Here is a 20,727-nt window from a genome sequence, read left to right on the forward strand (position 1 = left end):
CGCTTCATAGGCCGGAATGGATGAATTTCATGGCGATCGGAAAGAACAATACGACGAAGGTGCAGGGAAAGATGAATGCCAGCAGCGGGAACAGCAGCTTGACCGGCGCTTCCATCGCCAGCTTCTCGGCGCGCAGAAAGCGCTCGGTACGGCGCTGGTCGGCCTGGGCGCGCAGGATGGGGCCAAGGTTCATGCCCATGCTTTCGGCCTGGATGACCGCGGTGGTGAACGCGGTGACGCTCGACTCGTTTAACCTGGCCGCCAGGCTGCGCATGCTGGCCGCGCGCGACTTGCCGGCGCGGATGTCACGCAGCAGTCGCTGGAACTCGTCGCGCAGCACGCCTTTCGGTCCCTTGGCGACAGCCTGCGTCAGCGCACCCTGCATGTTCAGCCCGGCTTCGACGCAGAGGGTGATGATGTCGAGGTAGAACGGCAGCGTCTTGAGCAGCTCGCGCCGCCGCGAATGGATGCGGTCGCGCAGCCAGATGGCCGGGTAGGACCAGCCGGCCAGCGCGCCGCTGGACAGCACGGCAAGGTAGCGGCTGGCGGGCATGCCGGCCGCGCCCGGCGCGGGCTGGTCGAACGAAGCAAGCATCCACCAGCACAGCAGCGCCACGAGCGCGGCGCCGACGACACGGCTGGCGGTGAATTGCAGCGGGCTGATCGCGAAGTCGACGCCGGCCTGCCCGAGGCGCACCAGCAAGGCGGCCTGGCGCCGGGGCGAGGCTCGAACGCCGATGAAATGCGCGGTCCAGTTGATCGGCTGCCACAGGAGCCGGTAGCCCAGCGGCGGCGGGTCCTTGTAGGTCCGGTCGTCCGGCGGCACCCTGGCCAGCGCACGGCTGAGCAGCCATGCCAGCAGCGCGAACGCCAGGCCGGCCGCCATCGATATCAGCACGAGCACGAGGCCGGAATGATCTGCCTGCAGGACGTTGGGGACGGCATTGTCGCTGCTCATACGTCGATCGCAATGATGCGCCGTATGACATAAATGCCCAGGGCCTCGAGCAAGCCGATGCCAGCCAGCGTGGCCCAGCCGAGCCGGGTATGCCACAGGTAATGCATGGCTTCCTTCTCCATCTGGTCGAGCACCAGCATCAGCAGCACCGGCAGCAGGGACACGACCCAGGCCTGCAGCTTGCCCTGCGCCGTCAGCGCGGCGATCTTGCCTTCCATCTGCAGGCGGCTGCGTATCGTGTGGGCGGTGCGCTCCAGGGTTTCGGCAAGGCCGCCGCCGGTGTCGCTGGCGATTCGCATGGCCGACACCACCAGCACCGTGGTCTGGGTCGGCATCCGGCGCGCGAGGTTGTTCAGGCTTTGCTCCAGGGTCACGCCGAGGCGCTGTTCGCGCAGCATCAGCAGGAATTCCTGTGCCAGCGGCGGATGGGCCTCGCTGACCAGCTGCTGCATTGCCGCGTTCAACCCGACCCCGGCCCGCAGTCCGCCCGACAGCATCATCAGCGCGTCGGGCAGTTGCTGCTCGAACTTCTGCCTGCGCCGGCTGCGCATGCGGGCATACAGCAGCCGTGGAAACAGCGCCAGCGCGAAAAATACCGGGAGCGCAACAAGAAGCTTGCCGGTGACGAGCCACGCAGCCGCCGCGCCCAGCAGCATGACCGCGATATTGCCGATGAACAGATGCCGGGCGTCGACGAACAGGAAGAATTCCTGGGCCTGGAAGCGCGTGCGTTCAGTGAACTCGGTCCGGTAGCGCGACAGCGCGCTGGAACCGGCATGGGCGGCAAGCCATGCCAGCAGCCCTGCCGCGGCAGCGATCGACAGCAGCACGGCCAGCCGCGCATCGAAGCTGTTCGACATGCTATTGCGCCGTCCCGCAGGCGGCGCCGGACTGGTCCGCCGGGCAGAAGATCGTCATGTCGAGCGCGGCGCCGGCGGCCTCCAGTTCTTCATAGAAGGTCGGCACCATGTCGCATCCGGTGAAGTAGCCGCTGACCCGGTTGCCGGCGCCGCGATAACCCAGGTTGACGAAGCGGAACAGTTCCTGCATCTGGATCTTGCCGCTCTCCATGCCGCTGATCTCGGTGATGCTGGTGACCTTGCGGCTGCCGCAGGCGAAGCGCGTCTGCTGGACGACGATATGAACCGCGCTGGCGATCTGCTCGCGTATCGCCGGCAGCGGCAGGTCCATGCCGGCCATCAGCACCATGGTTTCCAGCCGCGCCAGGCCGTCGCGCGGCGTGTTGGCATGCAGCGTGGTCAGCGAACCCTCGTGCCCGGTGTTCATGGCCTGCAGCATGTCGAGCGCCTCGGCGCCTCGGCACTCGCCGACCACGATGCGGTCGGGCCGCATGCGCAGCGTGTTCTTCACCAGTTCGCGTATCGGCACCGCGCCCTTGCCTTCCACATTGGCCGGGCGAGACTCTAGGCTGATCAGGTGCTCATGACTCAGCTTCAGCTCGGCCGCGTCCTCGACCGTGATTACCCGTTCGCCGGCGGGAATGAAGTTGGACAGGATGTTGAGCAGCGTGGTCTTGCCCGAGCCGGTGCCGCCCGACACGATGATGTTCCTGCGCCCGACCACGCAGGTTTCGAGGAAGGACGCCATCTGCGGGCTGATCGCGCCGAAGCCGACCAGGTCGCTGGCGCCCAGCTTGTGCCGGGCGAACTTGCGTATGGTCAGGCAGGCGCCTTTCAGGGCCAGCGGCGGAATGATGGCATTGACCCGCGAACCGTCCTTGAGCCTGGCGTCGACCATGGGCGAGGACTCGTCGATGCGGCGGCCAAGCGGCGCAACGATGCGCTCGATCACGCCCATCACTGCGCGGTCGCCGGTGAAGGCCATCGGATGCCGGTGCAGCCGGCCCGAACGCTCGACATAGATCTCGTCATAACGATTGACCATGATTTCCGACACGCTGTCATCGGCCAGCAGCTCTTCCAGCGGGCCCAGCGCGATCGCTTCGTTGATCACCTGCACCATCAGTAATTCGCGGTCGAGTTCGGGCGGAATCTCGGCGTCGGCATCGCGCATGATCTGCCGCACCAGGATCCCGGTTTCCTGCCGAAGCTGCTGGTCGGACATGCCGTGCACATCCTGGCGGCGCAGGTCCATGGTTTCCAGCAGGCGGGTATGCATGGTCTTGCGCCATTCGAATTCGCGCTGCCGCGCGGCGCTGTTTGCAATGTGTGCAGCATTGGCAACGGACGCCGGGAGCGCGGCGGCAGGTGCGCATGCCGCTTCCTGGGGCAGCGCCTGGGATGGAGGTTGGGGCGGGGGTTTATGTGATGGCTGAGGCGATGGTTGATGCGGCGGTTGAGGTGATGGCTGCGATGGCGGCTGAGGCGATGATTGAATCAATCCTTGGTGCTGCGCCGGCATTGCGCCCCGCACGGGCGGCGCCGAACGAAGCGATGGCAGCGGCGACGGTGAGTCGGGCTTGCCGACCGCCACCAGAAGCCGCAGCCGGTAGGGGCCGATGGACACCATGTCCTTATGGGTCAACGGGCCGTACTGGCCGTCGATCCGTTCGCCATTGACCAGCACGCCGCCGAATCCGCCGAGATCTTCCACCAGCACGCCGCCCGGCGTGGCAAACAGCCGCGCATGCTCGCGGCCAACGCGCCAGCTCTCCAGCCGGATTTCATTCTGCGCGCCCTTGCCGATGATCGACTCATCCGGCACCTGCAGCACGCGCCGGCCGCCATCGCTATCGAACAATTCCAGGTCCAGCATCGTGCCCTCCCCTTTTCATCTGCATCGCCGTTCTTTCATCCCACGATGGGTGCGTCCAACCGTTCTTCTATGCCACCGTGTGCGCAAGTCACCGTTTGCGCAGGTCACCGTACTGTCATGGCTGCTCGACCGGCAGCAGCCACTGGCTGGCAACCCAGCCGCGCTCCTCGCCTGCCTGCACCGCCGTCCAGAGCCCGCGCGGCGCTTGCGGCAGGGCTTCGACCACGGCGCCCGCGCGTAGCTGGCGCAGCATCGGGGCATTGATGTCCGGCGTCACACGCAGCGCAAGCCGCTCCGCGATCACGCGCAGCCTGCGCGGCGCAAGCCGGCTCTCTGCCGCCGCGGCTTGCGGCAGCGGCGTGCTGACCGGTCCGAGCAGCGGCCCGGCATGCTCGGCCGCCGGTTCCGGCGGCGCGCGCAGCACGCCCGCGCCGACGCGGCTGACCGGCTCCACCGCGTCGGCTGCTATCCAGCCGCGCACTTCGCCCACCATGACCTGGCGCCAGCGGCTTCTGTCGCCGTCCGTGGCCGGCTGCGTACCCATGCGCACCGCCGCGCCGCGGCCAAGGCTCAGCAGCACCGGCGAATCCGCCACCGGGCTGGCGCGCAGCACGGCTTGCGGACTGGTCACCATCAGCAGGCTGCCGCCGGCGCTCACCGGCCCGTCCGCAGGCATGGATGCGGCTGGCGTTGCCGGTGCGGGCGCTGGCGTAAAGCTGCCGGCATCGCGTCCCGGCTGCAGCGGCTGGCTCAGGTAGGGCGGCGCGTCCATGGTCCCGGACAGCTTTTCTCCCACCCGGCGCGCCCTCTCCGCCAGTTCGGGGGTATGGCTGTCGACCACGGTCGGCGTGACGAACACCACCAGTTCGGTTTCCTTGTTCTGGAAGCGCGTGGAACGGAACAGCGCGCCCAGCACCGGCAGGTCGCCAAGCAGCGGCACCTTGTCGATGTCGGTGCTGGTTTCGCGGGACAGCAGGCCGGAGAGCACGATGGTCTCGCCGCTGGCCACGTTGAACTCGGTGCTGACCTTGCGCGTGCGCAGGCCGGGTCCGGCCTGCGTGGAGATCGACGCATCGATGGAACTGGCCTCGCTGTCGATGTGGGCGCGCACCGTGCCGCGGCTGTCGACCCTGGGCTGTATCTCGAGCTTGACGCCGTAGGACTTGAACATCACGGTTGGGCCGTTGATGGTCGATACGGTGTACGGATACTCGCCGCCCGCAAGAAAGCTGGCCTTGGCGCCGTTGCGCGCCGACAGCTGCGGTTCGGCCAGGATGCTGGCGCGCCCGTTCTGCGCCAGCAGGTTGAGCTGCGCATTCAGGCCGAGGCTGAGGCCGGACAGGATATTGAGCGCGGCCGGCATCGCCACGCCGCCCGACACGGCGCCGTCCACGCCCGGCTTCATCGAGATCGGCGCGCTGTTCCCCTGGCCGCTGGTCTGGATGTTGACCTGGTAAGGCCCGTCATGCCCGCGCCGCAGCGGCGACCAGATGCCGGCGATCGCACCGCCGCCGGTGGGCGTCCACTTGATGCCCTGCTCGCGCAATTCATTGACCGGAAACTCGGCGATCTTGACGTCCAGCAGGATCATTTTTTCCCAGCCGAGGCGATTGGTGAAGTTGACGATCTGCGGATAGCGCTTGGCCAGCTCGTCGATCTTCAGCAGCTCGAAGTCGGACAGGCCGTCCCCCTCGACGATCACCTTGTCGCCGATGACCGAGGCGCGGGCGCCGGGGATGGCGGCGAGAAAGGCGGCGATCTCGCGCGCATAGCGGCTGGTGTCGCCGGGCACGATATTGATCTTGAGCCGCTGGTAGCGGCCGTCCTCGCTCCAGACAAAGAGCGACGAGGTGCCGACCGCATTGGCGAAAAGGATGGTTTCCCGGCCATCGAGCGCGGCGGCGGTCATGACCTGGCCGTTGCCCACCGCGATGCGGGCAACGCCGGGCGTGGGAAAGACCCGCGACTCGCCGACAAACATCTCGATCTCGGGAACGTCGGCCTGGTCGTCGCTCCTGCGTATCGGCGCATAAGGCTGGTTGACCAGCATGGGCGGCGTCTTCCTGCGCGGCTGCAGCTGGTCGGCATAGCCGTTGCGCGGTTGCTGCGCGGCTGCGGGAGCCGGCGGGGCGGATGTCGATGGGGCGGAAGCAGGTGGGGAGAATGCGGATATGGCCGGCTGCGGCGGTGTGGCTGCATGCGCGGAGACGGGTTGCAGCACATGCATCAGTCCCAGCGTCAGGACAGCTACAGCGACAAGGACCAGCCTGCGCGCTGTCGACGCCATGACGGCCATGACGGACTGGCGCACCGACGCAATGAACGGCGGCCTTGCCGGCGGCGGGAAATTCTCAGGGTGCATCATCTTGGATTGCCGCCGCGGACCGCGGCGCCCGTCAGCACTGGCGTCGGCGCGCTCGCCGCGTCCCGCCGAGGTACATCCGCCGCCTCGCCGCCGGCTGTACGCCGTGCGGACGCTTCATTCATCAAACGCAAGGCTTGCGCTGTCGTGGGCAGAAACGCGCGTGCGGCGGGTTCCCTGTAGGCGCCAAGCCGCATGCCGTCGGACGGCAGCTTTCCACCGCTGCCGCCATACAGCACGGGCACCTCGGCCGTCGCGCTGCCGTCTCCGAGCAGCGCGGCAAGGTCTATCGTGTCGGCGGACGCGCCCTGGCTGTCCTGCGGATTGCGCAGCAGCGCCGTGAGCTTGCCGCCTTCCCGTCCGGCGATGAGCGCGCTGGCCTGGGATGGGGTCAGGTCCAGCGTCACGGTCGCATATTGGCGGCGCTCGCCGGTCAGCGGGTCGTCCGCCAGGCGCTGTCCGGTGGCGATCACCTGCACACCCAGCAGCAGCGGCAGCGCCACCTTTTTCCCGCGTCGGTCCAGGCTGACCAGAAGGTCGATCAGGTCCCCCGGGTCGAGCAGGCCGGAGAGGGAATTGATTTCGTCGACGGCGACCGTCATCGCACGGCGGCCATTATCGACCCGCGCCGAAAACGTCGGCGGCCTGGTCGGCTGCAACAGGCTGGCCAGCAGCATTTCGCCGGGCTGCACATCGTAAGCCAGCGTGCGCCCGGCCGCCCTCGCAAAATTCTCCTGGGTCAGCGCATTGGAATGCGCAAAGTCCTTCGGCACCGTGCGCAATGCGACGCTGTCGGCGGCGAGCGCCTGGCCCTTGTTCATCTGCCGGCGCGCCACCACGACTTCGACCGTCGCGCCGCGGTGACGCGCTTCCATCGCCTCGATGCGCCCGGTGAGAAAGCGGTTTGCGGCCAGCGCGGCCACGACCCCGGCGACCAGCGCAACGCCGAGCACGATGGCGGTCTTTCCAGGGCGGACAAGGAAGGGGATCGCCAATTTCATTGCTTTACTCGCTGACCGATACGGCATGGGTGAAATTGCGGTAGCCGGCGCGGAACGCATCGACCAGTTGCCGCAGCGTGCTGTCGCCATCGGCCATGCCTATGCCCAGCGTCAGCGCAATCGCTGCGCAGATGACGGCGTACTCGACCGACGACTGTCCATGCTGTCGGTTCATTGCGCACCTTCGATCACCGCACTGGTGCTGAGCACGGCGCTGCTCGTGCCGTCGGGCTGATTGGTCACCACCGCCATCGCTTCGCGGCCGGGTCCCTGGAAATGCAGCACCAGCCCCGGCGGCGCGTTGCTCGATACGCTGCCGGCCGGCAGATAGCTGTCTTCCGCCAGCAGCCTGGCCAGGGCTGCGCCGCTGTCGGCAACTGGTTCACGGGACTGCAGCACCAGGTGCTGCGACCGGCGGCGGCCATCGCGCGCATCGACCTGGCTCAGGATGCGCATCCCGGCCGGCAGCCGGGACTGCCAGCGCGCACCGGCGGCAAGGGGTGCGTTGCGCCCGCCCATCACGGCTCGCACATCGGTTTGCGCGACCAGCCCGCGTGCGCCGCTGCCCGCGGCTTCCAGCTGCACCGTGAGGTAATAGCCATTCCGCGGCTGGCCGAGTATGGTCTTGCCGTCATGGCGGCTGGCGACCAGCGGACTGCCAAGGCGCGTCTGAAACCAGCTGACGAGTTGTGGCACCGGTTCGGGCGACAGGAAGGCGCGGACCTGCACCGGCAAGCCGTTGATCCGCATGGCCTGACCGACATCGACCGCCTGGGCGCCTGGTGGCATAGGCAGTTCCGGCCAGCCGGACGCCCGGGCGGCGTGCGGCAATAGGGATGACAGCAGGAACAGGAGCGGCGATAGGGATAGGGATAGGGATAGCGGCAGGGGCAGCGAAAGCCGCGCAACCAGCAGCTGCCCCAAGCGCCGCAACAACGACGCACAAGCAGCCGAACAAGCGCGGGATCGCAGCGCCTTCATCGTGTTTCCCCGCTGCGCAAGCGGTCACCGGGGACGACATCGCGCCACTGGCCGAGTTTGCCAAACGAAGGCGGCCGCACCGATGCCATGTCCACGACCTCGATCGCCGCCGAGATCAACCCATTGGGCATCGGCGTATTGAGCGGGGCCAGCCCACCGGTGCGCATTTCGGTCTGCTCGGGCGAAACGGCCGTCCATGGACCGGGCAGAACGCTGGCATGGCGTTCGATGCGCAGCTTCAGCCGGTCGAAGGGCTCGATGCTGCGCAGCCCGGCGGGCAGGCTGGCCAGGCTGACGCCGACATTGGCGCGATAGAGTCCGGTGCTGGCCAGGCCGGCGCGAGACGCGAGCATGAACAAGTCGGTGTCGCCGGAGGGCGCATGGTCATAGCCGTCTGCATGCGTCTCGCCGCGCCTGGCGCCGAATGACAGCGCAATGGCGGCTGGCGATGCGATCAGCGGATGCTGGTAGGGATCATTCCAGCTGTTCCTGATCGGCGCGGCTTCCTGGGCATCGGTGACGACAGCCGCGCCGGGGATGCCGAAGAAACGCTGCCGCAGTTCCGCGGCGAGTGTCGCCGGCGGCTTCCAGCTGTTGTCGCTGCCATTGCGCAGCAGCGCGTCGAAGGCGGCATAGCGGCTGGCAAGTTGCGCCGCATGGCCGATGTCCTGGTACTTGCCTATCATCGGAATGAGAAGAAACAGCGGGATCAATGCCAGGCTGATCAGCAGGAATTCGGTAAGCGCCTGGCCGGCTTGGCCGAAGCCTGGCTGCAGCGGCAAAGGTCGTGGGAGGGACCCTGGCTGCCTTGGCTGCATCCGGTGCATCGGCTGCAATGACTGCAATGGCTGCAATAGCTGCAGTGTGGGATGCGCTCCCGGACCCGGACCCGTTCGCGCCGGCTGCGTCATTTCGCCACCGCCGGCGTCATCGCGGGGTCGACCAGGCGCACCTGCCAGTAGGGATTGAACAGGCTGGGCAGTTCCACCGGCTTGCCTTGCGCGATGCCCCAGCCGTTTTCCGTGCTGCCCGGCGGGCGCGCGAACCAGACTTCCACTGCGGCGCTTGCCCTCATTTCGCCATCCGACAGGTCGGACAGATATGCGGCCACATTGCGCCGCGCGGCGGCAGGGTCGTCCGCCTGCCTTATGGCCGAGCGGCCTTCCGGCGTGGCGAGCTGGTCGCGCGCGCGGGTCAGCTTTACGCGCAGGCTGAGCGTGGGACCGGGCGCGCCGGCTTCCAGCTGTGCGGCGCTGAGGTCGTAGAACGATGGCAAGCCGGTGTAATTGGACCACTGGTCCGAGGACGCATAGCCATGCGCGTCCGGATTGGTGGCAGGCGAGCCGCCCAGCGCGGCGCCCGACTCGTCCTGGTCCGCGTCGTCGGGATGCGCCTGCTGCTCGCCGTACGCTATCGGCTGCTCGTCCTTGCCGCAGCGAGGAAAAAACCGGCCGACGTTATGCACTTCCCAATAGGACTCGGTGTCCTCGGCCTTCCACTCGTCGTAGTTGACCAGCTCGGTGCCGCCGCGGCGCTTGACCGAATTCTTGCGCCTGGCGACCGCGCAGGTCCATTCCCAGAATGGCGGCAATACGGCCGTTGCAGTCCAGCTGCGCTGCCGCACGAAAGCGTCGCTGTTTGCGGCCGCCCTGCTCACCCCGGCGATGCGGCCGCGCTCGTCGCCGCGATAGTGGTCGGTGAAGCCAGGCCAGCCATCGCCTTCCAGTTGTGCGCTGGCGGTGACGACGCCGTCGCCGGCATAGTTGGCATCCGCAATTTCCTGCATCACCTTGCCGCGGGCAGCCTGGAATCTGCCGGGCGCATGCAAATGCGCCTGCGCCGCCATGATCGCCGCCTTGTTTATTTCCACTGCAGCGACGACAGCCTCGGCGACCGGCGGCACCTGCTCGGCAATCTGGGCGATGTACTCGCCAGCGTATTGCACGGTGGCATAGCACAGCAGCGCGTAGAGCGGCCCATAGCGGAATGCCGCGCCGAACAGCGCACCGTAGCCCTCGGGGTCGCCACACTCGGGAAATTGCCATGACAGGTTTTCCGCATGGGTCTGCGCATATTGCGACCAGGAGGAAAGGCTGACCATCTGCGCCACCAGTACTTCGTTGGCGACCAGTGCACGGTTGCCATAGGCGTCGAAGTTCAGCGCCCGCGCCTGCATCACGCCCGCCCCGTGGGCGACGGCGTCGGCGGTCGTGACCAGCCGGGTTTTTTCGGCAACGACCTGGCCGGTATTGAAGAGAAAGAACAGGCCGGCCATCCCCGCGAGGAGCAGGAAGATGCCGAACATAAGCGCCTGGCCGCGTTGCCGGCGCAAGCTGGCGACGGTGTGGGGCAGCGATGGCCGGCGCCAGGCTTGCATGCTGCGCTACTTGGACTGGTCGGCGCCGTCGGCATACTTGGCCAGGCCCTTGGCCTTCTGCTCGTTGTCGGTCTTGCCGGCTGCGGCGCCGGCAGCGGCCATCGCGGCGCTGCCGGACTGCCCGGCTACTTCATTGGCGATGGCCGACATCTGGCTGCGTATGGTCTGCCCGAAGAACTGGTAGACCGCGATGGCGGCAACGGCGATCAGCGCCACGATGATGATGTACTCGGTCATACCCTGGCCGCGGCAGCGGGCCGCATGACGAATCGACATGAATCACACTCCTGCGAGGAATCCGGCTAAAGGCGGCCGGACGAGGTAAATCGGGGATGGAATTGACGCTGGGAAGTATAGGAAACGAAAGTAATGTTGAAACCTGTCAACTCTTACAGTTGACATTCGCCAGATGCTGGCGCGGTTTTTATTGCCTGGATGCCATTCCGCAGCTGGGCAGTGCTGTGGCGCAATCGCTGCATCCGCTCTGCCAGCATCCCTTCCTTGTTGCGAATGCAAATGAGAATGGTTATCATTAAAGGCGTTGTCGCATCTTGACCGCATACCAACAATCTCAGCCAGCAATTTCCCGCCGTGGATAGCCAGCCAGACCTTTACCGCCGGGGCGCCCAGCCGCCCAGGCTATCCAGGAGAACACCAGCATGTCGCCACGCCCTGCCCTGCAGCCCCTTGCCGTCGGAATCAGCCATCCCGAACTGAGCGCCTCCGCATCGAATCGCCGTCCCGCCCTGCTGCCGCTCGGCGCGATGATGGCCGCCGTGGTCCTGTCGGGCGGCGCCCATGCGCAGCAGTCCGCCCAGCCATCCCAGACGGCGCCCGCGGCGCAGGCCGAGGCCGCAGCGCTGCCGGCCATCAACGTCAATGCCCAGCGCGAGGAAAACACCGGCTACCAGGGCGTCAGGACGTCGGTGGGCAAGTCGCCGCAACTGCTGCGCGACGTGCCGCAGGCCGTCACCGTGGTGACCGAGCAGCTGATCCAGGACCGCGGCGCGGACACGCTCAAGGAAGCGCTGCGCAACGTGGCCGGCCTGACCTTCAACGCCGGCGAAGGCGGCCGCATCGGCGACAACATCACGCTGCGCGGCTATTCGCTGGTAGGCGACCTTTACCTCGACGGCATACGCGACATCGCGCAGTACAACCGCGAGGTGTTCAATGTCGAGCAGGTCGATGTGCTGCGCGGCTCGGCGTCGATGCTGTTCGGCCGCGGCTCGACCGGCGGCGTCGTCAACCAGGTCAGCAAGAAGCCCTTCCTGTCCAACATCAACGAAGCCGCGGTCACGGTCGGCAGCGACTCGTACAAGCGCGGCACCGCCGACCTGAACCGGGTCGTCGGCGAGAACGCCGCCGTCCGCCTGAACGTGATGAAGACCGACACCGACAGCTTCCGCGACGGCGTGCACAGCGAGCGCTGGGGCGTGGCGCCGTCGTTCAGCTGGGGCATCGGCACCAGGGACGAATTCAACCTGTCCTATTACAAGCTCAAGGGCGACAGCACGCCCGATTTCGGCGTGCCCTACTTCCAGGGCAAGCCTCTGAATGTGCCCATCAACACCTTCTATGGCCTGCCGGACGTCGACTACCAGCGCGAAGACACCGACATGGCGACGGCCAGCTGGATCCACCGCTTCAGCAACGACACCACGCTGCGCACGGTGCTGCGCAAGGCCGATTACGACCGCGACCTGTGGGCAATCGCGCCGCGCCTGGCCGCCAACACCAGGTTCGTCACCGACGCCACCGGCGTGACCCGCCAGGCGCAGCGCCGCGGCGGCGTCGAGCACACGCTGACCAGCCAGACCGACTTCAACACCAAGCTGAACCTCGGCGGCATGCAGCACGAGATGCTGGCCGGCGTCGAGCTGGTGCGCGAGGAAGCGAACCGCTGGAACTACAACACCACGCCCGGCAACCCTGCCGCGACGGTGGGCAATGTCAATTCCTACCCGGTGCTGCCGGCAGGCTACGGCGACCGCACCCGCATCAATCCGGTCAGCTATACCGCCAACACCGTCGGCATCTATGCGCAGGACATGGTCAGCCTGACCAAGCAGTGGAAAGTGCTGGTCGGTGCGCGCCATGACAATTTCTCGGCCGACTACGACCGCACCGCGCCCGCCGGCCCGCTGTCGCGCGACGACAAGCAATGGAGCTACCGCACCGGCCTGATCTACCAGCCGACGGACACCGCGTCCTATTACGCGTCCTACGGCACGTCGTTCAACCCGTCGGGCGAGTTGTACGCGCTGGACGACCGCTCGACCAACACGCCGCCGGAAAAGAACCGCAACATCGAGATCGGCGCGAAGTGGGACCTGCTGGATGGCAACGTGATGTTCCGCACCGCGCTGTTCCGCTCCGAAAAGACCAATGAGCGCAATACCGACCTGGCTGTCAGCATCGAGCAGAACCTGCTGACCGGCAAGCGCCATACCGATGGCGTCGAGTTCGAGGTTGCCGGCCGCGTCACGCCCAACTGGGAATTGTTCGGCGGTCTGGCGCTGATGAAGGCGACCATCGACGCCGCCACCGGCACCCAGCAGAACACGCTGGGCAAGCGCCCGATCAACACGCCGAATTACACGGCCAATATCTGGAGCACCTATCGGGTCTCCGAGCGCTTCAAGCTGGGCGGCGGCGTCGAGGCGGTCGGCAAGCGCTACGGCAATGCAGACAATTCGAACGAGGCGCCGGCCTATGTGCGCTGGGACGCGATGGCCGAGTACCAGCTCGACAAGTGGGCGCTCAAGCTCAACATCTTCAACCTGTTCAACCGCCGTTACTATGAAGGCGTGTATGCCGGCCACATCGTTCCCGGCACCGACCGCGTGGCGCAGCTGACGCTGTCCACCAAGTTCTGAACGGAGATTGCCGCCATGCTGCTGCGCGTGCCTGAAGTCCTCTCGCCTGCCGAACTGGCCCGCTGCCGCGCCATCGTGGAGGGCGCCGACTGGGCGGACGGCAAGATCACCGCCGGCACCCAGTCGGAACAGGTCAAGAACAATCGCCAGCTGCCGGAAGACGCGCCGGCGTCGCATGCGGCGCGCGCCGTCGTGCTCGATGCGCTGGGCCGCAGCGCGCTGTTCATCACCGGCGCGCTGCCCAAGAAGACCTATCCGCCGCTGTTCAACCGCTACGACGGCGCGTCGAACGCATTCGGCAACCATGTCGACAACTCGGTGCGCACGTCGCCGGTTACCGGCGCCTGGGTCCGCACCGACCTGTCGGCCACGCTCTTCCTGTCCGAACCGGCGGAATACGACGGCGGCGAGCTGGTAATCGAGGACACCTTCGGCAGCCAGTCGGTCAAGCTGGCCGCCGGCGACCTGATCCTGTACCCGGCCTCCAGCGTGCATCGCGTCGAGCCGGTCACGCGCGGCTGCCGGCTGGCGGCGTTCTTCTGGGTGGAGAGCATGGTGCGCGACGATGCGCAGCGCCGGCTGCTGTTCGACCTCGACATGTCCATCCTGGCGCTGCGCGGCACGGACGGCGACACGCCGCCGGTGGTGAAGCTGACCGGCTGTTATCACAACCTGTTGCGGATGTGGGCTGATACCTGACGGGGCTATCGGTTATCATGCAGGCACACTGGCCGGAACCGCTTGCCACACGTGCCACTCTGCCGGTTCGGCGTTTCATCCATACAACTTCCGAGGGTTCAATGAAAGGCGACGCCAACATCATCCGGCTGCTCAATGCGCAGCTGACCAATGAATTAAGCGCGATCAACCAGTACTTCCTGCATGCGCGGATGTACAAGCACTGGGGTTTCGAGCGTATTGCCAAGAAGGAGTACGACGAGTCCATCGGCGAGATGAAGCATGCCGACAAGCTGATCAACCGCATCCTGATGCTGGACGGCCTGCCCAACCTGCAGGCGCTGCACAAGCTGATGATCGGCGAGAACACCGAGGAAATGCTGGGCTGCGACCTGCAGCTGGAGCAGATCTCGCAAAAGACCGTGAAGGAAGGCATCGCCGCCGCCGAAGCGCTGGGCGATTACGTGTCGCGCGACATTCTGCTGGAGATCCTGGAAGACACCGAGGAACATATCGACTGGCTGGAAACCCAGCTCGACCTGATCGCCAAGATCGGCATCCAGAACTACCTGCAGTCGCAGTTGGGCGAAGAGGAATGACGCTTTAACAATCGCGTTTGAAGGTCTCATGAAAAACGGCGCCGCGGCGCCGTTTTTCAATGGTGATGCGTGTGCCCGTCAATGCGGCACGGTGTCCTTGAACGAAGGCCGTTCGGACACCTTGTCGAACAGCCGGGCCAGGTTGGGGTAATCGTCGCGCCAGGTGATCTCGGGGAAGCGGAAGGCCAGCCAGCCCAGCGCGCAGCCGGTGGCGACATCGGCCAGCGTGAACTGGTTGCCGGCGCAGTAAGGCGTCTCGGCCAGGTCGGCCGCCATGGTTTTCAGGCCGGCGTGAACCTTGTCCATTTGCCGGTCGATCCAGATCTGGCTTTGCTGCTCGGCCGGCCGCAGGGTCTTTTCCAGCCGCACCAGCACCGCGGCGTCGAGCAGGCCGTCGGCCAGCGCTTCCCAGCACTTGACGGCGGCGCGCTCGCGGCTCTGCGCCGGGATCAGCTTGCCGACCGGGGTCAGGGTATCGAGATATTCGACGATGACGCGCGAGTCGAACATCGCAGCGCCGTCTTCCATGATCAGGCAGGGAACCTTGCCAAGCGGATTGAACTGGGGCACCGTCGTTTCGGGCGCCCAGACATTGTCGAGCACCAGCGAGTAATCGAGCTTTTTCTCCGCCATCACGATGCGCACCTTACGCACATAAGGGCTGGCAAGCGAACCGAGTAGTTTCATAGACAATCTTTAGAATAGGTCAGGCCGATTATAGCACCCGAAAATTTCGAAAATACGGGCAAAAACCACGCGCCAGCGCGCAGGAACAAGGATTTTGCGCATTCCGGCGGATGATAGAATGGCGCTTTTTTCCGCCATTCCATTGCCAGTCCGGGCCACGCCGCCCGCAGCGCACTTCCTCCCCTTTACGTCGCCGCCATGTCCCTTACTACCCTGACAGCCCTTTCTCCCCTAGACGGCCGTTATGCCGCCAAGACCGACAAACTGCGCCCCATCCTGTCCGAAGCCGGTTTCATGCACCATCGGGTAAAGGTGGAAATCGCCTGGCTGCAGGCATTGGCGCGCGCCGGGCTGGACGAGATCAAGCCCTTTTCCGCCGATGCCGGCGCGCTGCTCGACCGCATTGCCGCCGACTTCACCGAAGCCGACGCCGCGCGCATCAAGGAGATCGAGGCTGTCACCAACCATGACGTGAAGGCGGTCGAATACTGGCTGAAGGAACAGGTGAAGGACGTGCCGGAGCTGGTGGCAGCCAGCGAGTTCATCCACTTCGCCTGCACATCGGAAGACATCAACAACACGTCGCACGGCATGATGCTGAAAGCAGCCCGCGACACCGTGCTGCTGCCGGCGCTACAGGCGGTGATCGACCGCCTGGCCGACCTGGCGCACGAGCATGCGGCCGTGCCGATGATGTCGCGCACCCACGGCCAGCCGGCCAGCCCGACCACGCTGGGCAAGGAAATGGCCAACGTGGTCGCCCGCCTGCGCCGCGCCGCCGAACGCATCGCGTCCGTCGAGATCCTCGCCAAGATGAACGGCGCGGTCGGCAACTACAACGCCCACCTGTCGGCCTATCCGGAAATCGACTGGGCGGTTTTCTCGAAGAAGGTGATCGAGGAACGCCTGGGCCTGGTTTTCAACCCGTACACCATACAGATCGAGCCGCATGACTACATGGCCGAACTGTTCGACGCGGTCGCCCGCGCCAACACCATCCTGCTGGACCTGAACCGCGACATCTGGGGCTATATCTCGCTGGGCTATTTCAAGCAGCGCACCAAGGCCGGGGAAATCGGCTCGTCGACGATGCCGCACAAGGTCAACCCGATCGACTTCGAGAATTCGGAAGGCAACCTCGGCATGGCCAACGCGGTGCTGAAGCACATGGCGGAAAAACTGCCGGTGTCGCGCTGGCAGCGCGACCTGACCGACTCCACCGTGCTGCGCAACATCGGCGTCGGCCTGGGCTACGCGCTGCTGGCCTACGACAGCTGCCTGCGCGGCCTCAACAAGCTCGAAGTCAACCCGTCCCGCATGGCCGAGGACCTGGACGCGACCTGGGAAGTGCTGGCCGAGCCGGTGCAGACGGTGATGCGGCGCTACGGCATTGAAAATCCGTACGAGCAGCTGAAGGAACTGACCCGCGGCAAGGGCATTTCGCGGGAAGCGCTGCAAACCTTCGTCCAGGGCCTGGCGATACCGCAGCAGGCCAGGGACCAGCTGCTGGCAATGACGCCGGCCAACTACATCGGCATCGCCGAAAAGCTGGCGCGGGACATCTGAACTGCGCGGACGCCGGGCGCCATGTCGTAGCCCGGCGCCGGCCGCACGGCCTGGCTGGCTTCAGCCGACCTGCAAGTCCTGCCTGTCGGCGAAACTGAGCGGGGACCGCTCTACTTCAAAGCCAAAATTTTCGGCCAGCCGATCATGATTGTTTCGCTCGGCCTCGGCACGCGCCGTGCTGGCCGCCTGCGCCAGCACGGCGCCGGTCCTGGAATCGGGCGCCACCTTCTTGTAAGGCGCGCGTTTGGCGCATTTGAGCAGCTGGACTTTCGCCTTGTCCTCGATCTGGCCGGCAGTCAATATTCCCTGCACGAACTCGAGCGCCGTGTCCTCCAGGCCGCAGGACATGGCGAGGTAAAAGGCGCCGATGCGGTCGGGCTTCCTCCTGGCCTCGAGCAGCAACAGCTTGGTCGCCGGCTTGAGTTCCGAGGCCAGAATCACCGACATGCAGGCAGTGACGACGTCCGGCGTGCCGTTGATCATGGCGTTATGAAACAGGGATATTCCATTACTGGAAAGTTCAAGGAAGCCGGTAATTTCGTCCTCGTTCATCACGCCGGCGAAACCCGCGACCGTTTCCATATAGACGCGAACAATATCGGCTCTGCACAGCCTGGCCGCCACGTGCATCGCCGGAAGCCGGCTGTGCTGCGCGGCGACCATCGCCATGTTCGCCTTCGCGCGGATATCATCGATTGCGTCCGGGTCCAGCTTTTTGGTCAGTGTCCTGTAAGCCTTCGCATGCTTTTTCAGGTCATCCTCGACCACCTCGTAGGCGAGGCTGTTGTCGAATGGGCTTCCGTTCAGAGATTTCCTGTAATGCTCCAGCGCGGCCTGGTATTGCGCCTTTTTGACATGGGCTTCGACGCTTGGCCCGACCGGGTCGATTTCGCATTTCAGCAGGGCCAGTTTCGCGGTGTAGGACAGGTTGGAATTGATCACGTTGAAAACCGCCCGTTTTACTTCCTTCGGGTCGGGCTTCCCCAGTATCAGCGCGCGCAGGCGAGCCGCGTTCCATGCGCATTTTGCCTGGCTGACAATGGTTTTTACCGAGTCGTCCTTCATCAGGTTCCTGGCGCGCACTGCATAGCTGGCAAGGTCGGCGTCGTCATCGTTGTCATTGACCAGTGCATAGCAGGCGCCGATGTCGATGGCGTCGGCCATGACCTGGTGCGCATAAATCCAGTAGTCGTTATGTTCATTCATGTCGCCTTCCACCAGCGCCGCAAGGAGGACGTCCGCATCGATCTCCGACACCGCATACATCAGATGGCAATGCTTGGATTCGGACATGCCGGACAGGGAGATGATCTCCAGGAGCAGGTCGCGGCCGGCCCGGGCCAGCGTCGGCGCCGGGCTGGCCGTCCGTCGCAGCATGCCGATTTTCCCGGCCAGATGGACATGCAGGGACGCCGGCAGCGCCGTCTTGCCCAGGGTAAGCAACAGCTTCTCCATGGCGACGCGGTCTCCCGTCAACGTGCCCAGGTAGCGGGCCGACAGCGGGAGGCCAGTATTCTTTGCCAGTTTGCCGATTTCTTCCATGTAGGGGGAATGCATCAGCGCACCCAGCAGGTTTGTCCACGAGATGCCGGCATCGTCGAACAGCGCGATGACCTTGTCCTGTTCCCGCGGATCCAGGCTGTCGAGCTTGACGATGACAGCCTCGATCACGCCGAGGTCGGCGGCCAGCGATGCGGTTTTTGCCAGCGGCTTTTTGAGCGCCTGCAGCGCCGTATCGTCGGGCCGTGACTGCATCAGCTTGTTGACGGCCAGCCTGCGCGACTCGATGCTGGCATGCTGCGCCTGAAACTGCGTTGCATCGGACGCCGGTTCCGCGCTTGAAGACGCATCCGATTCGCTGTCGCGATTGCTGACAAGATGCTCCAGCAGTCTTTGCAGGAATTTCTTCCGGAATTCCGTCGGCATGTCGCCAGCCAGTTCACGGAGTTCGGCCAGGCAGGCGCCCTTGGCGTCTTCCGGCAGACTGTACAGTGACTTCGGCAGGTCCGACAGCACGTCGCCGCGCGCGGCTGGCGCTATCGCCGCCGCCTGGGAAAGCACTGACCTGAAATCGTCCAGGCGGGTCGTTCCGCCTTTTTTCGACAGAATTTTCCTGGCCATGGCCCGGGCTGCCAGGATATTGCGCTCGACGACATCTTCAGGCTCGGCGCGCGGCGTGTCTTCGGCAACGAATGTCACACGCGGCGTCCCCAGCGGCGGAACGGCGCCGGGGACGCCGCGCCGCGGACTGGCGGGCGGACTGTTCGTCGGCGGGGACGGCACCCTGGACTTGTCGGCGGCAAAGCTTGGCTTGGTGGACGGGGGCGGCGTGCCGCGATCGCGTTCCGGTTTGGTCGGGACCGGCGGCATCGAGTGCCGCCTCGGATTGGGAGAAGTCTGCCGGCTCCCAGGGCTGGCGGGCGGGAGGTCGGGAGCCGGCCTGGTGACGGCAGTCGAGGTTGCCGTGCTTGCAGTGGCAGTGGTGGCAGTGCTCGAGGCGGCCGTGGACAAGGCGGCGGTGGTCGACGTGGAAGCGCTGGCGAGCGGGCTGAGTTCAGCAGCGCTGTCCCTGCTGCGCATCTTTGGCGCAACCGGGCTGCGCGGAGAATGCGAACTTGGCACTCTCGGCTTCGAGCCGGATGCGCTGAATTCCGAGGTTTCCATCTCGGTGCCATCGATATTTTCCGCCCCCGGGCTGCGGCCGGAGGATTTTCCCTTCACCGCCGACTGGCCCTCTTTCGGGACTTTGCCCCGACGGGGCGATTGGCCCTGCACGCTGGTTGACATACAGATATATCCTTACCGTGATTGATCGAGTCGAGCCTGGCCACAGCCGGGCGCAGGCTGGCCTTGGTGACACGATCACGGGAAAGATTCAAACAGCAGGCATACCGGGCGCCTGCCTTTTGCGGCAGGCCAAGGCCGCGGGCCGTTGCAGCCCGCGGCAAAAGGATCAGACCACCGCGCCGCCGGTAGTGTCTTTTTCCTTGGTCGGCTTCAGCAGGTCCTCGCGCTTGACGCCCAGCCACATGGCGACCGCGGCGGCGACGAATACCGACGAATAAATGCCGAACAGGATGCCGATGGTCAGCGCCACCGCGAAATAATGCAGCGTCGGGCCGCCGAACAGCAGCATGGACAGCACCATCACCTCGGTCGAGCCGTGGGTGATGACGGTGCGGGAGATCGTGCTGGTAATGGCGTGGTTCATCACGTCGGCAGTGCTCAGCTTGCCGTAGCGGCGGTCGCGGAAGGTCTCGCGCACCCGGTCGAACACCACGACCGACTCGTTGACCGAGTAGCCCAGCACCGCCAGCACCGCCGCCAGCACGGTGAGCGAAAACTCCCACTGGAAGAAGGCGAAGAAGCCCAGGATGATCACGATGTCATGCAAGTTGGCGATGATGGCCGCCACCGCGAACTTCCATTCGAAGCGGAAGGCCAGGTAGATCATGATGCCCAGCACCACCATGCCGAGCGCCATCAGGCCGTCGTGCGTCAGTTCCTCGCCGACCTGCGGGCCGACGAATTCGACCCGGCGCAGTTCCACCGTCGGGTCCTGCGCCTTCAGGCCGCCCAGCACCTTCTCGCTGACCTGCGTCGAGTTCAGGCCCTTCTGCGTCGGCAGGCGGATCAGCACGTCATGCGCGGTGCCGAAGCTCTGCACCTGGCTGTCGGTGAAGCCCATCCCGACCACCGAGGTGCGGATATTCTCGATGTTGGCGGTCTGCGGATAGGCGACCTCCATCACGGTGCCGCCGGTGAATTCGATCGACAGGTGCAATCCCTTGTGAAACAGGAAAAACACCGCGGCCACGAAGGTCAGCGCCGAGATCACGTTGAAGATCAACGCGTGGCGCATGAACGGTATATCTTTTTTAATGCGGAACAGTTCCATTGCTA

The 20,727-nt window shown here is 65.5% G+C and carries 19 protein-coding genes; 6 read left to right on the forward strand and 13 right to left on the reverse strand.

What is annotated here, in order from left to right; genetic code table 11:
- Positions 1 to 4: 4 nt before the first annotated feature.
- The 10 genes from QOL82_RS16435 to QOL82_RS16480 form a co-directional block, all read right to left on the reverse strand.
- Positions 5 to 958, reverse strand: coding sequence for a type II secretion system F family protein (locus QOL82_RS16435; protein ID WP_283443383.1), 954 nt, complete (start codon positions 956 to 958; stop codon positions 5 to 7).
- Complete coding sequence (locus QOL82_RS16440) at positions 955 to 1,818, reverse strand: type II secretion system F family protein (RefSeq protein ID WP_283443384.1); 864 nt, start codon at positions 1,816 to 1,818, stop codon at positions 955 to 957. The genes QOL82_RS16435 and QOL82_RS16440 overlap by 4 nt, the downstream gene beginning before the upstream one ends.
- A 1-nt stretch (position 1,819) precedes the next feature.
- Positions 1,820 to 3,694, reverse strand: a complete 1,875-nt coding sequence (locus QOL82_RS16445) for a TadA family conjugal transfer-associated ATPase (RefSeq protein WP_283443385.1) — start codon at positions 3,692 to 3,694, stop codon at positions 1,820 to 1,822.
- Positions 3,695 to 3,809: 115 nt separating this feature from the next.
- On the reverse strand, positions 3,810 to 6,059 hold the full coding sequence (locus QOL82_RS16450) for a pilus assembly protein N-terminal domain-containing protein (RefSeq protein WP_283443386.1): 2,250 nt from the start codon (positions 6,057 to 6,059) through the stop codon (positions 3,810 to 3,812).
- The gene (gene cpaB, locus QOL82_RS16455) at positions 6,056 to 7,057 is read right to left on the reverse strand and encodes a Flp pilus assembly protein CpaB (RefSeq protein ID WP_283443387.1); all 1,002 of its coding nucleotides are present in this window, start codon (positions 7,055 to 7,057) and stop codon (positions 6,056 to 6,058) included. Before cpaB ends, QOL82_RS16450 begins: the two co-directional genes overlap by 4 nt.
- A gap of 4 nt (positions 7,058 to 7,061) precedes the next feature.
- Entirely contained in the window at positions 7,062 to 7,232 is a 171-nt protein-coding gene (locus QOL82_RS16460) for a hypothetical protein (RefSeq protein ID WP_283443388.1), read from the reverse strand.
- Positions 7,229 to 7,846: a hypothetical protein gene (locus tag QOL82_RS16465; protein ID WP_283443389.1), complete on the reverse strand. Its 618-nt coding sequence runs from the start codon at positions 7,844 to 7,846 to the stop codon at positions 7,229 to 7,231. The genes QOL82_RS16460 and QOL82_RS16465 overlap by 4 nt, the downstream gene beginning before the upstream one ends.
- A gap of 188 nt (positions 7,847 to 8,034) precedes the next feature.
- Positions 8,035 to 8,820, reverse strand: a complete 786-nt coding sequence (locus QOL82_RS16470; protein ID WP_283443390.1) for a hypothetical protein — start codon at positions 8,818 to 8,820, stop codon at positions 8,035 to 8,037.
- Positions 8,821 to 8,945: 125 nt separating this feature from the next.
- Complete coding sequence (locus tag QOL82_RS16475; protein WP_283443391.1) at positions 8,946 to 10,415, reverse strand: pilus assembly protein TadG-related protein; 1,470 nt, start codon at positions 10,413 to 10,415, stop codon at positions 8,946 to 8,948.
- Positions 10,416 to 10,421: 6 nt separating this feature from the next.
- Complete coding sequence (locus QOL82_RS16480; protein WP_283443392.1) at positions 10,422 to 10,691, reverse strand: hypothetical protein; 270 nt, start codon at positions 10,689 to 10,691, stop codon at positions 10,422 to 10,424.
- 56 nt (positions 10,692 to 10,747) lie between these two features.
- Here QOL82_RS16480 and QOL82_RS16485 point away from each other — a divergent pair, with 56 nt between their 5' ends.
- The 4 genes from QOL82_RS16485 to bfr all read left to right on the forward strand — a co-directional run bounded on the left by QOL82_RS16485 (position 10,748) and on the right by bfr (position 14,571).
- Positions 10,748 to 10,951, forward strand: coding sequence for a hypothetical protein (locus QOL82_RS16485; protein ID WP_283443393.1), 204 nt, complete (start codon positions 10,748 to 10,750; stop codon positions 10,949 to 10,951).
- Positions 10,952 to 11,074: 123 nt separating this feature from the next.
- Positions 11,075 to 13,294, forward strand: coding sequence for a TonB-dependent receptor (locus QOL82_RS16490; RefSeq protein ID WP_283443394.1), 2,220 nt, complete (start codon positions 11,075 to 11,077; stop codon positions 13,292 to 13,294).
- 15 nt (positions 13,295 to 13,309) lie between these two features.
- Positions 13,310 to 13,993: a Fe2+-dependent dioxygenase gene (locus QOL82_RS16495; RefSeq protein WP_283443395.1), complete on the forward strand. Its 684-nt coding sequence runs from the start codon at positions 13,310 to 13,312 to the stop codon at positions 13,991 to 13,993.
- 101 nt (positions 13,994 to 14,094) lie between these two features.
- A complete protein-coding gene (bfr, locus tag QOL82_RS16500; protein WP_283443396.1) occupies positions 14,095 to 14,571 on the forward strand; it encodes a bacterioferritin in 477 nt (158 codons plus the stop codon).
- A 78-nt stretch (positions 14,572 to 14,649) separates the two neighbouring features.
- Here the strand turns inward: bfr and QOL82_RS16505 are convergent, their stop codons facing one another.
- On the reverse strand, positions 14,650 to 15,258 hold the full coding sequence (locus QOL82_RS16505) for a glutathione S-transferase C-terminal domain-containing protein (RefSeq protein ID WP_283443397.1): 609 nt from the start codon (positions 15,256 to 15,258) through the stop codon (positions 14,650 to 14,652).
- Positions 15,259 to 15,456: 198 nt separating this feature from the next.
- Here QOL82_RS16505 and purB point away from each other — a divergent pair, with 198 nt between their 5' ends.
- Entirely contained in the window at positions 15,457 to 16,824 is a 1,368-nt protein-coding gene (purB, locus tag QOL82_RS16510) for an adenylosuccinate lyase (RefSeq protein WP_283443398.1), read from the forward strand.
- 60 nt (positions 16,825 to 16,884) lie between these two features.
- Here the strand turns inward: purB and QOL82_RS16515 are convergent, their stop codons facing one another.
- Positions 16,885 to 19,194, reverse strand: coding sequence for a hypothetical protein (locus QOL82_RS16515; protein WP_283443399.1), 2,310 nt, complete (start codon positions 19,192 to 19,194; stop codon positions 16,885 to 16,887).
- A gap of 73 nt (positions 19,195 to 19,267) precedes the next feature.
- Between QOL82_RS16515 and QOL82_RS16520 the strand changes: the two genes are divergently transcribed.
- A complete protein-coding gene (locus QOL82_RS16520) occupies positions 19,268 to 19,636 on the forward strand; it encodes a hypothetical protein (protein WP_283443400.1) in 369 nt (122 codons plus the stop codon).
- Positions 19,637 to 19,777: 141 nt separating this feature from the next.
- On the opposite strand, the gene secF is transcribed toward QOL82_RS16520, so the two are convergent.
- Positions 19,778 to 20,722, reverse strand: coding sequence for a protein translocase subunit SecF (gene secF / locus QOL82_RS16525; RefSeq protein WP_283443401.1), 945 nt, complete (start codon positions 20,720 to 20,722; stop codon positions 19,778 to 19,780).
- Positions 20,723 to 20,727 lie beyond the last annotated feature (5 nt).

The sequence above is a fragment of the Noviherbaspirillum suwonense genome, assembly GCF_900182955.1.
GTDB lineage: Bacteria > Pseudomonadota > Gammaproteobacteria > Burkholderiales > Burkholderiaceae_D > Noviherbaspirillum_A > Noviherbaspirillum_A suwonense.

Coding starts and splice junctions, on each gene's coding strand:
- QOL82_RS16435 (WP_283443383.1), bottom strand. CDS start 958: ATGAGCAGCGACAATGCCGTCCCCAACGTCCTGCAGGCAGATCATTCC.
- QOL82_RS16515 (WP_283443399.1), bottom strand. CDS start 19,194: ATGCCGCCGGTCCCGACCAAACCGGAACGCGATCGCGGCACGCCGCCC.
- QOL82_RS16475 (WP_283443391.1), bottom strand. CDS start 10,415: ATGCAAGCCTGGCGCCGGCCATCGCTGCCCCACACCGTCGCCAGCTTG.
- QOL82_RS16505 (WP_283443397.1), bottom strand. CDS start 15,258: ATGAAACTACTCGGTTCGCTTGCCAGCCCTTATGTGCGTAAGGTGCGC.
- QOL82_RS16485 (WP_283443393.1), top strand. CDS start 10,748: ATGGAATTGACGCTGGGAAGTATAGGAAACGAAAGTAATGTTGAAACC.
- secF (WP_283443401.1), bottom strand. CDS start 20,722: ATGGAACTGTTCCGCATTAAAAAAGATATACCGTTCATGCGCCACGCG.
- QOL82_RS16465 (WP_283443389.1), bottom strand. CDS start 7,846: ATGCCACCAGGCGCCCAGGCGGTCGATGTCGGTCAGGCCATGCGGATC.
- purB (WP_283443398.1), top strand. CDS start 15,457: ATGTCCCTTACTACCCTGACAGCCCTTTCTCCCCTAGACGGCCGTTAT.
- QOL82_RS16460 (WP_283443388.1), bottom strand. CDS start 7,232: ATGAACCGACAGCATGGACAGTCGTCGGTCGAGTACGCCGTCATCTGC.
- QOL82_RS16480 (WP_283443392.1), bottom strand. CDS start 10,691: ATGTCGATTCGTCATGCGGCCCGCTGCCGCGGCCAGGGTATGACCGAG.
- QOL82_RS16450 (WP_283443386.1), bottom strand. CDS start 6,059: ATGATGCACCCTGAGAATTTCCCGCCGCCGGCAAGGCCGCCGTTCATT.
- cpaB (WP_283443387.1), bottom strand. CDS start 7,057: ATGAAATTGGCGATCCCCTTCCTTGTCCGCCCTGGAAAGACCGCCATC.
- QOL82_RS16440 (WP_283443384.1), bottom strand. CDS start 1,818: ATGTCGAACAGCTTCGATGCGCGGCTGGCCGTGCTGCTGTCGATCGCT.
- bfr (WP_283443396.1), top strand. CDS start 14,095: ATGAAAGGCGACGCCAACATCATCCGGCTGCTCAATGCGCAGCTGACC.
- QOL82_RS16445 (WP_283443385.1), bottom strand. CDS start 3,694: ATGCTGGACCTGGAATTGTTCGATAGCGATGGCGGCCGGCGCGTGCTG.
- QOL82_RS16495 (WP_283443395.1), top strand. CDS start 13,310: ATGCTGCTGCGCGTGCCTGAAGTCCTCTCGCCTGCCGAACTGGCCCGC.
- QOL82_RS16490 (WP_283443394.1), top strand. CDS start 11,075: ATGTCGCCACGCCCTGCCCTGCAGCCCCTTGCCGTCGGAATCAGCCAT.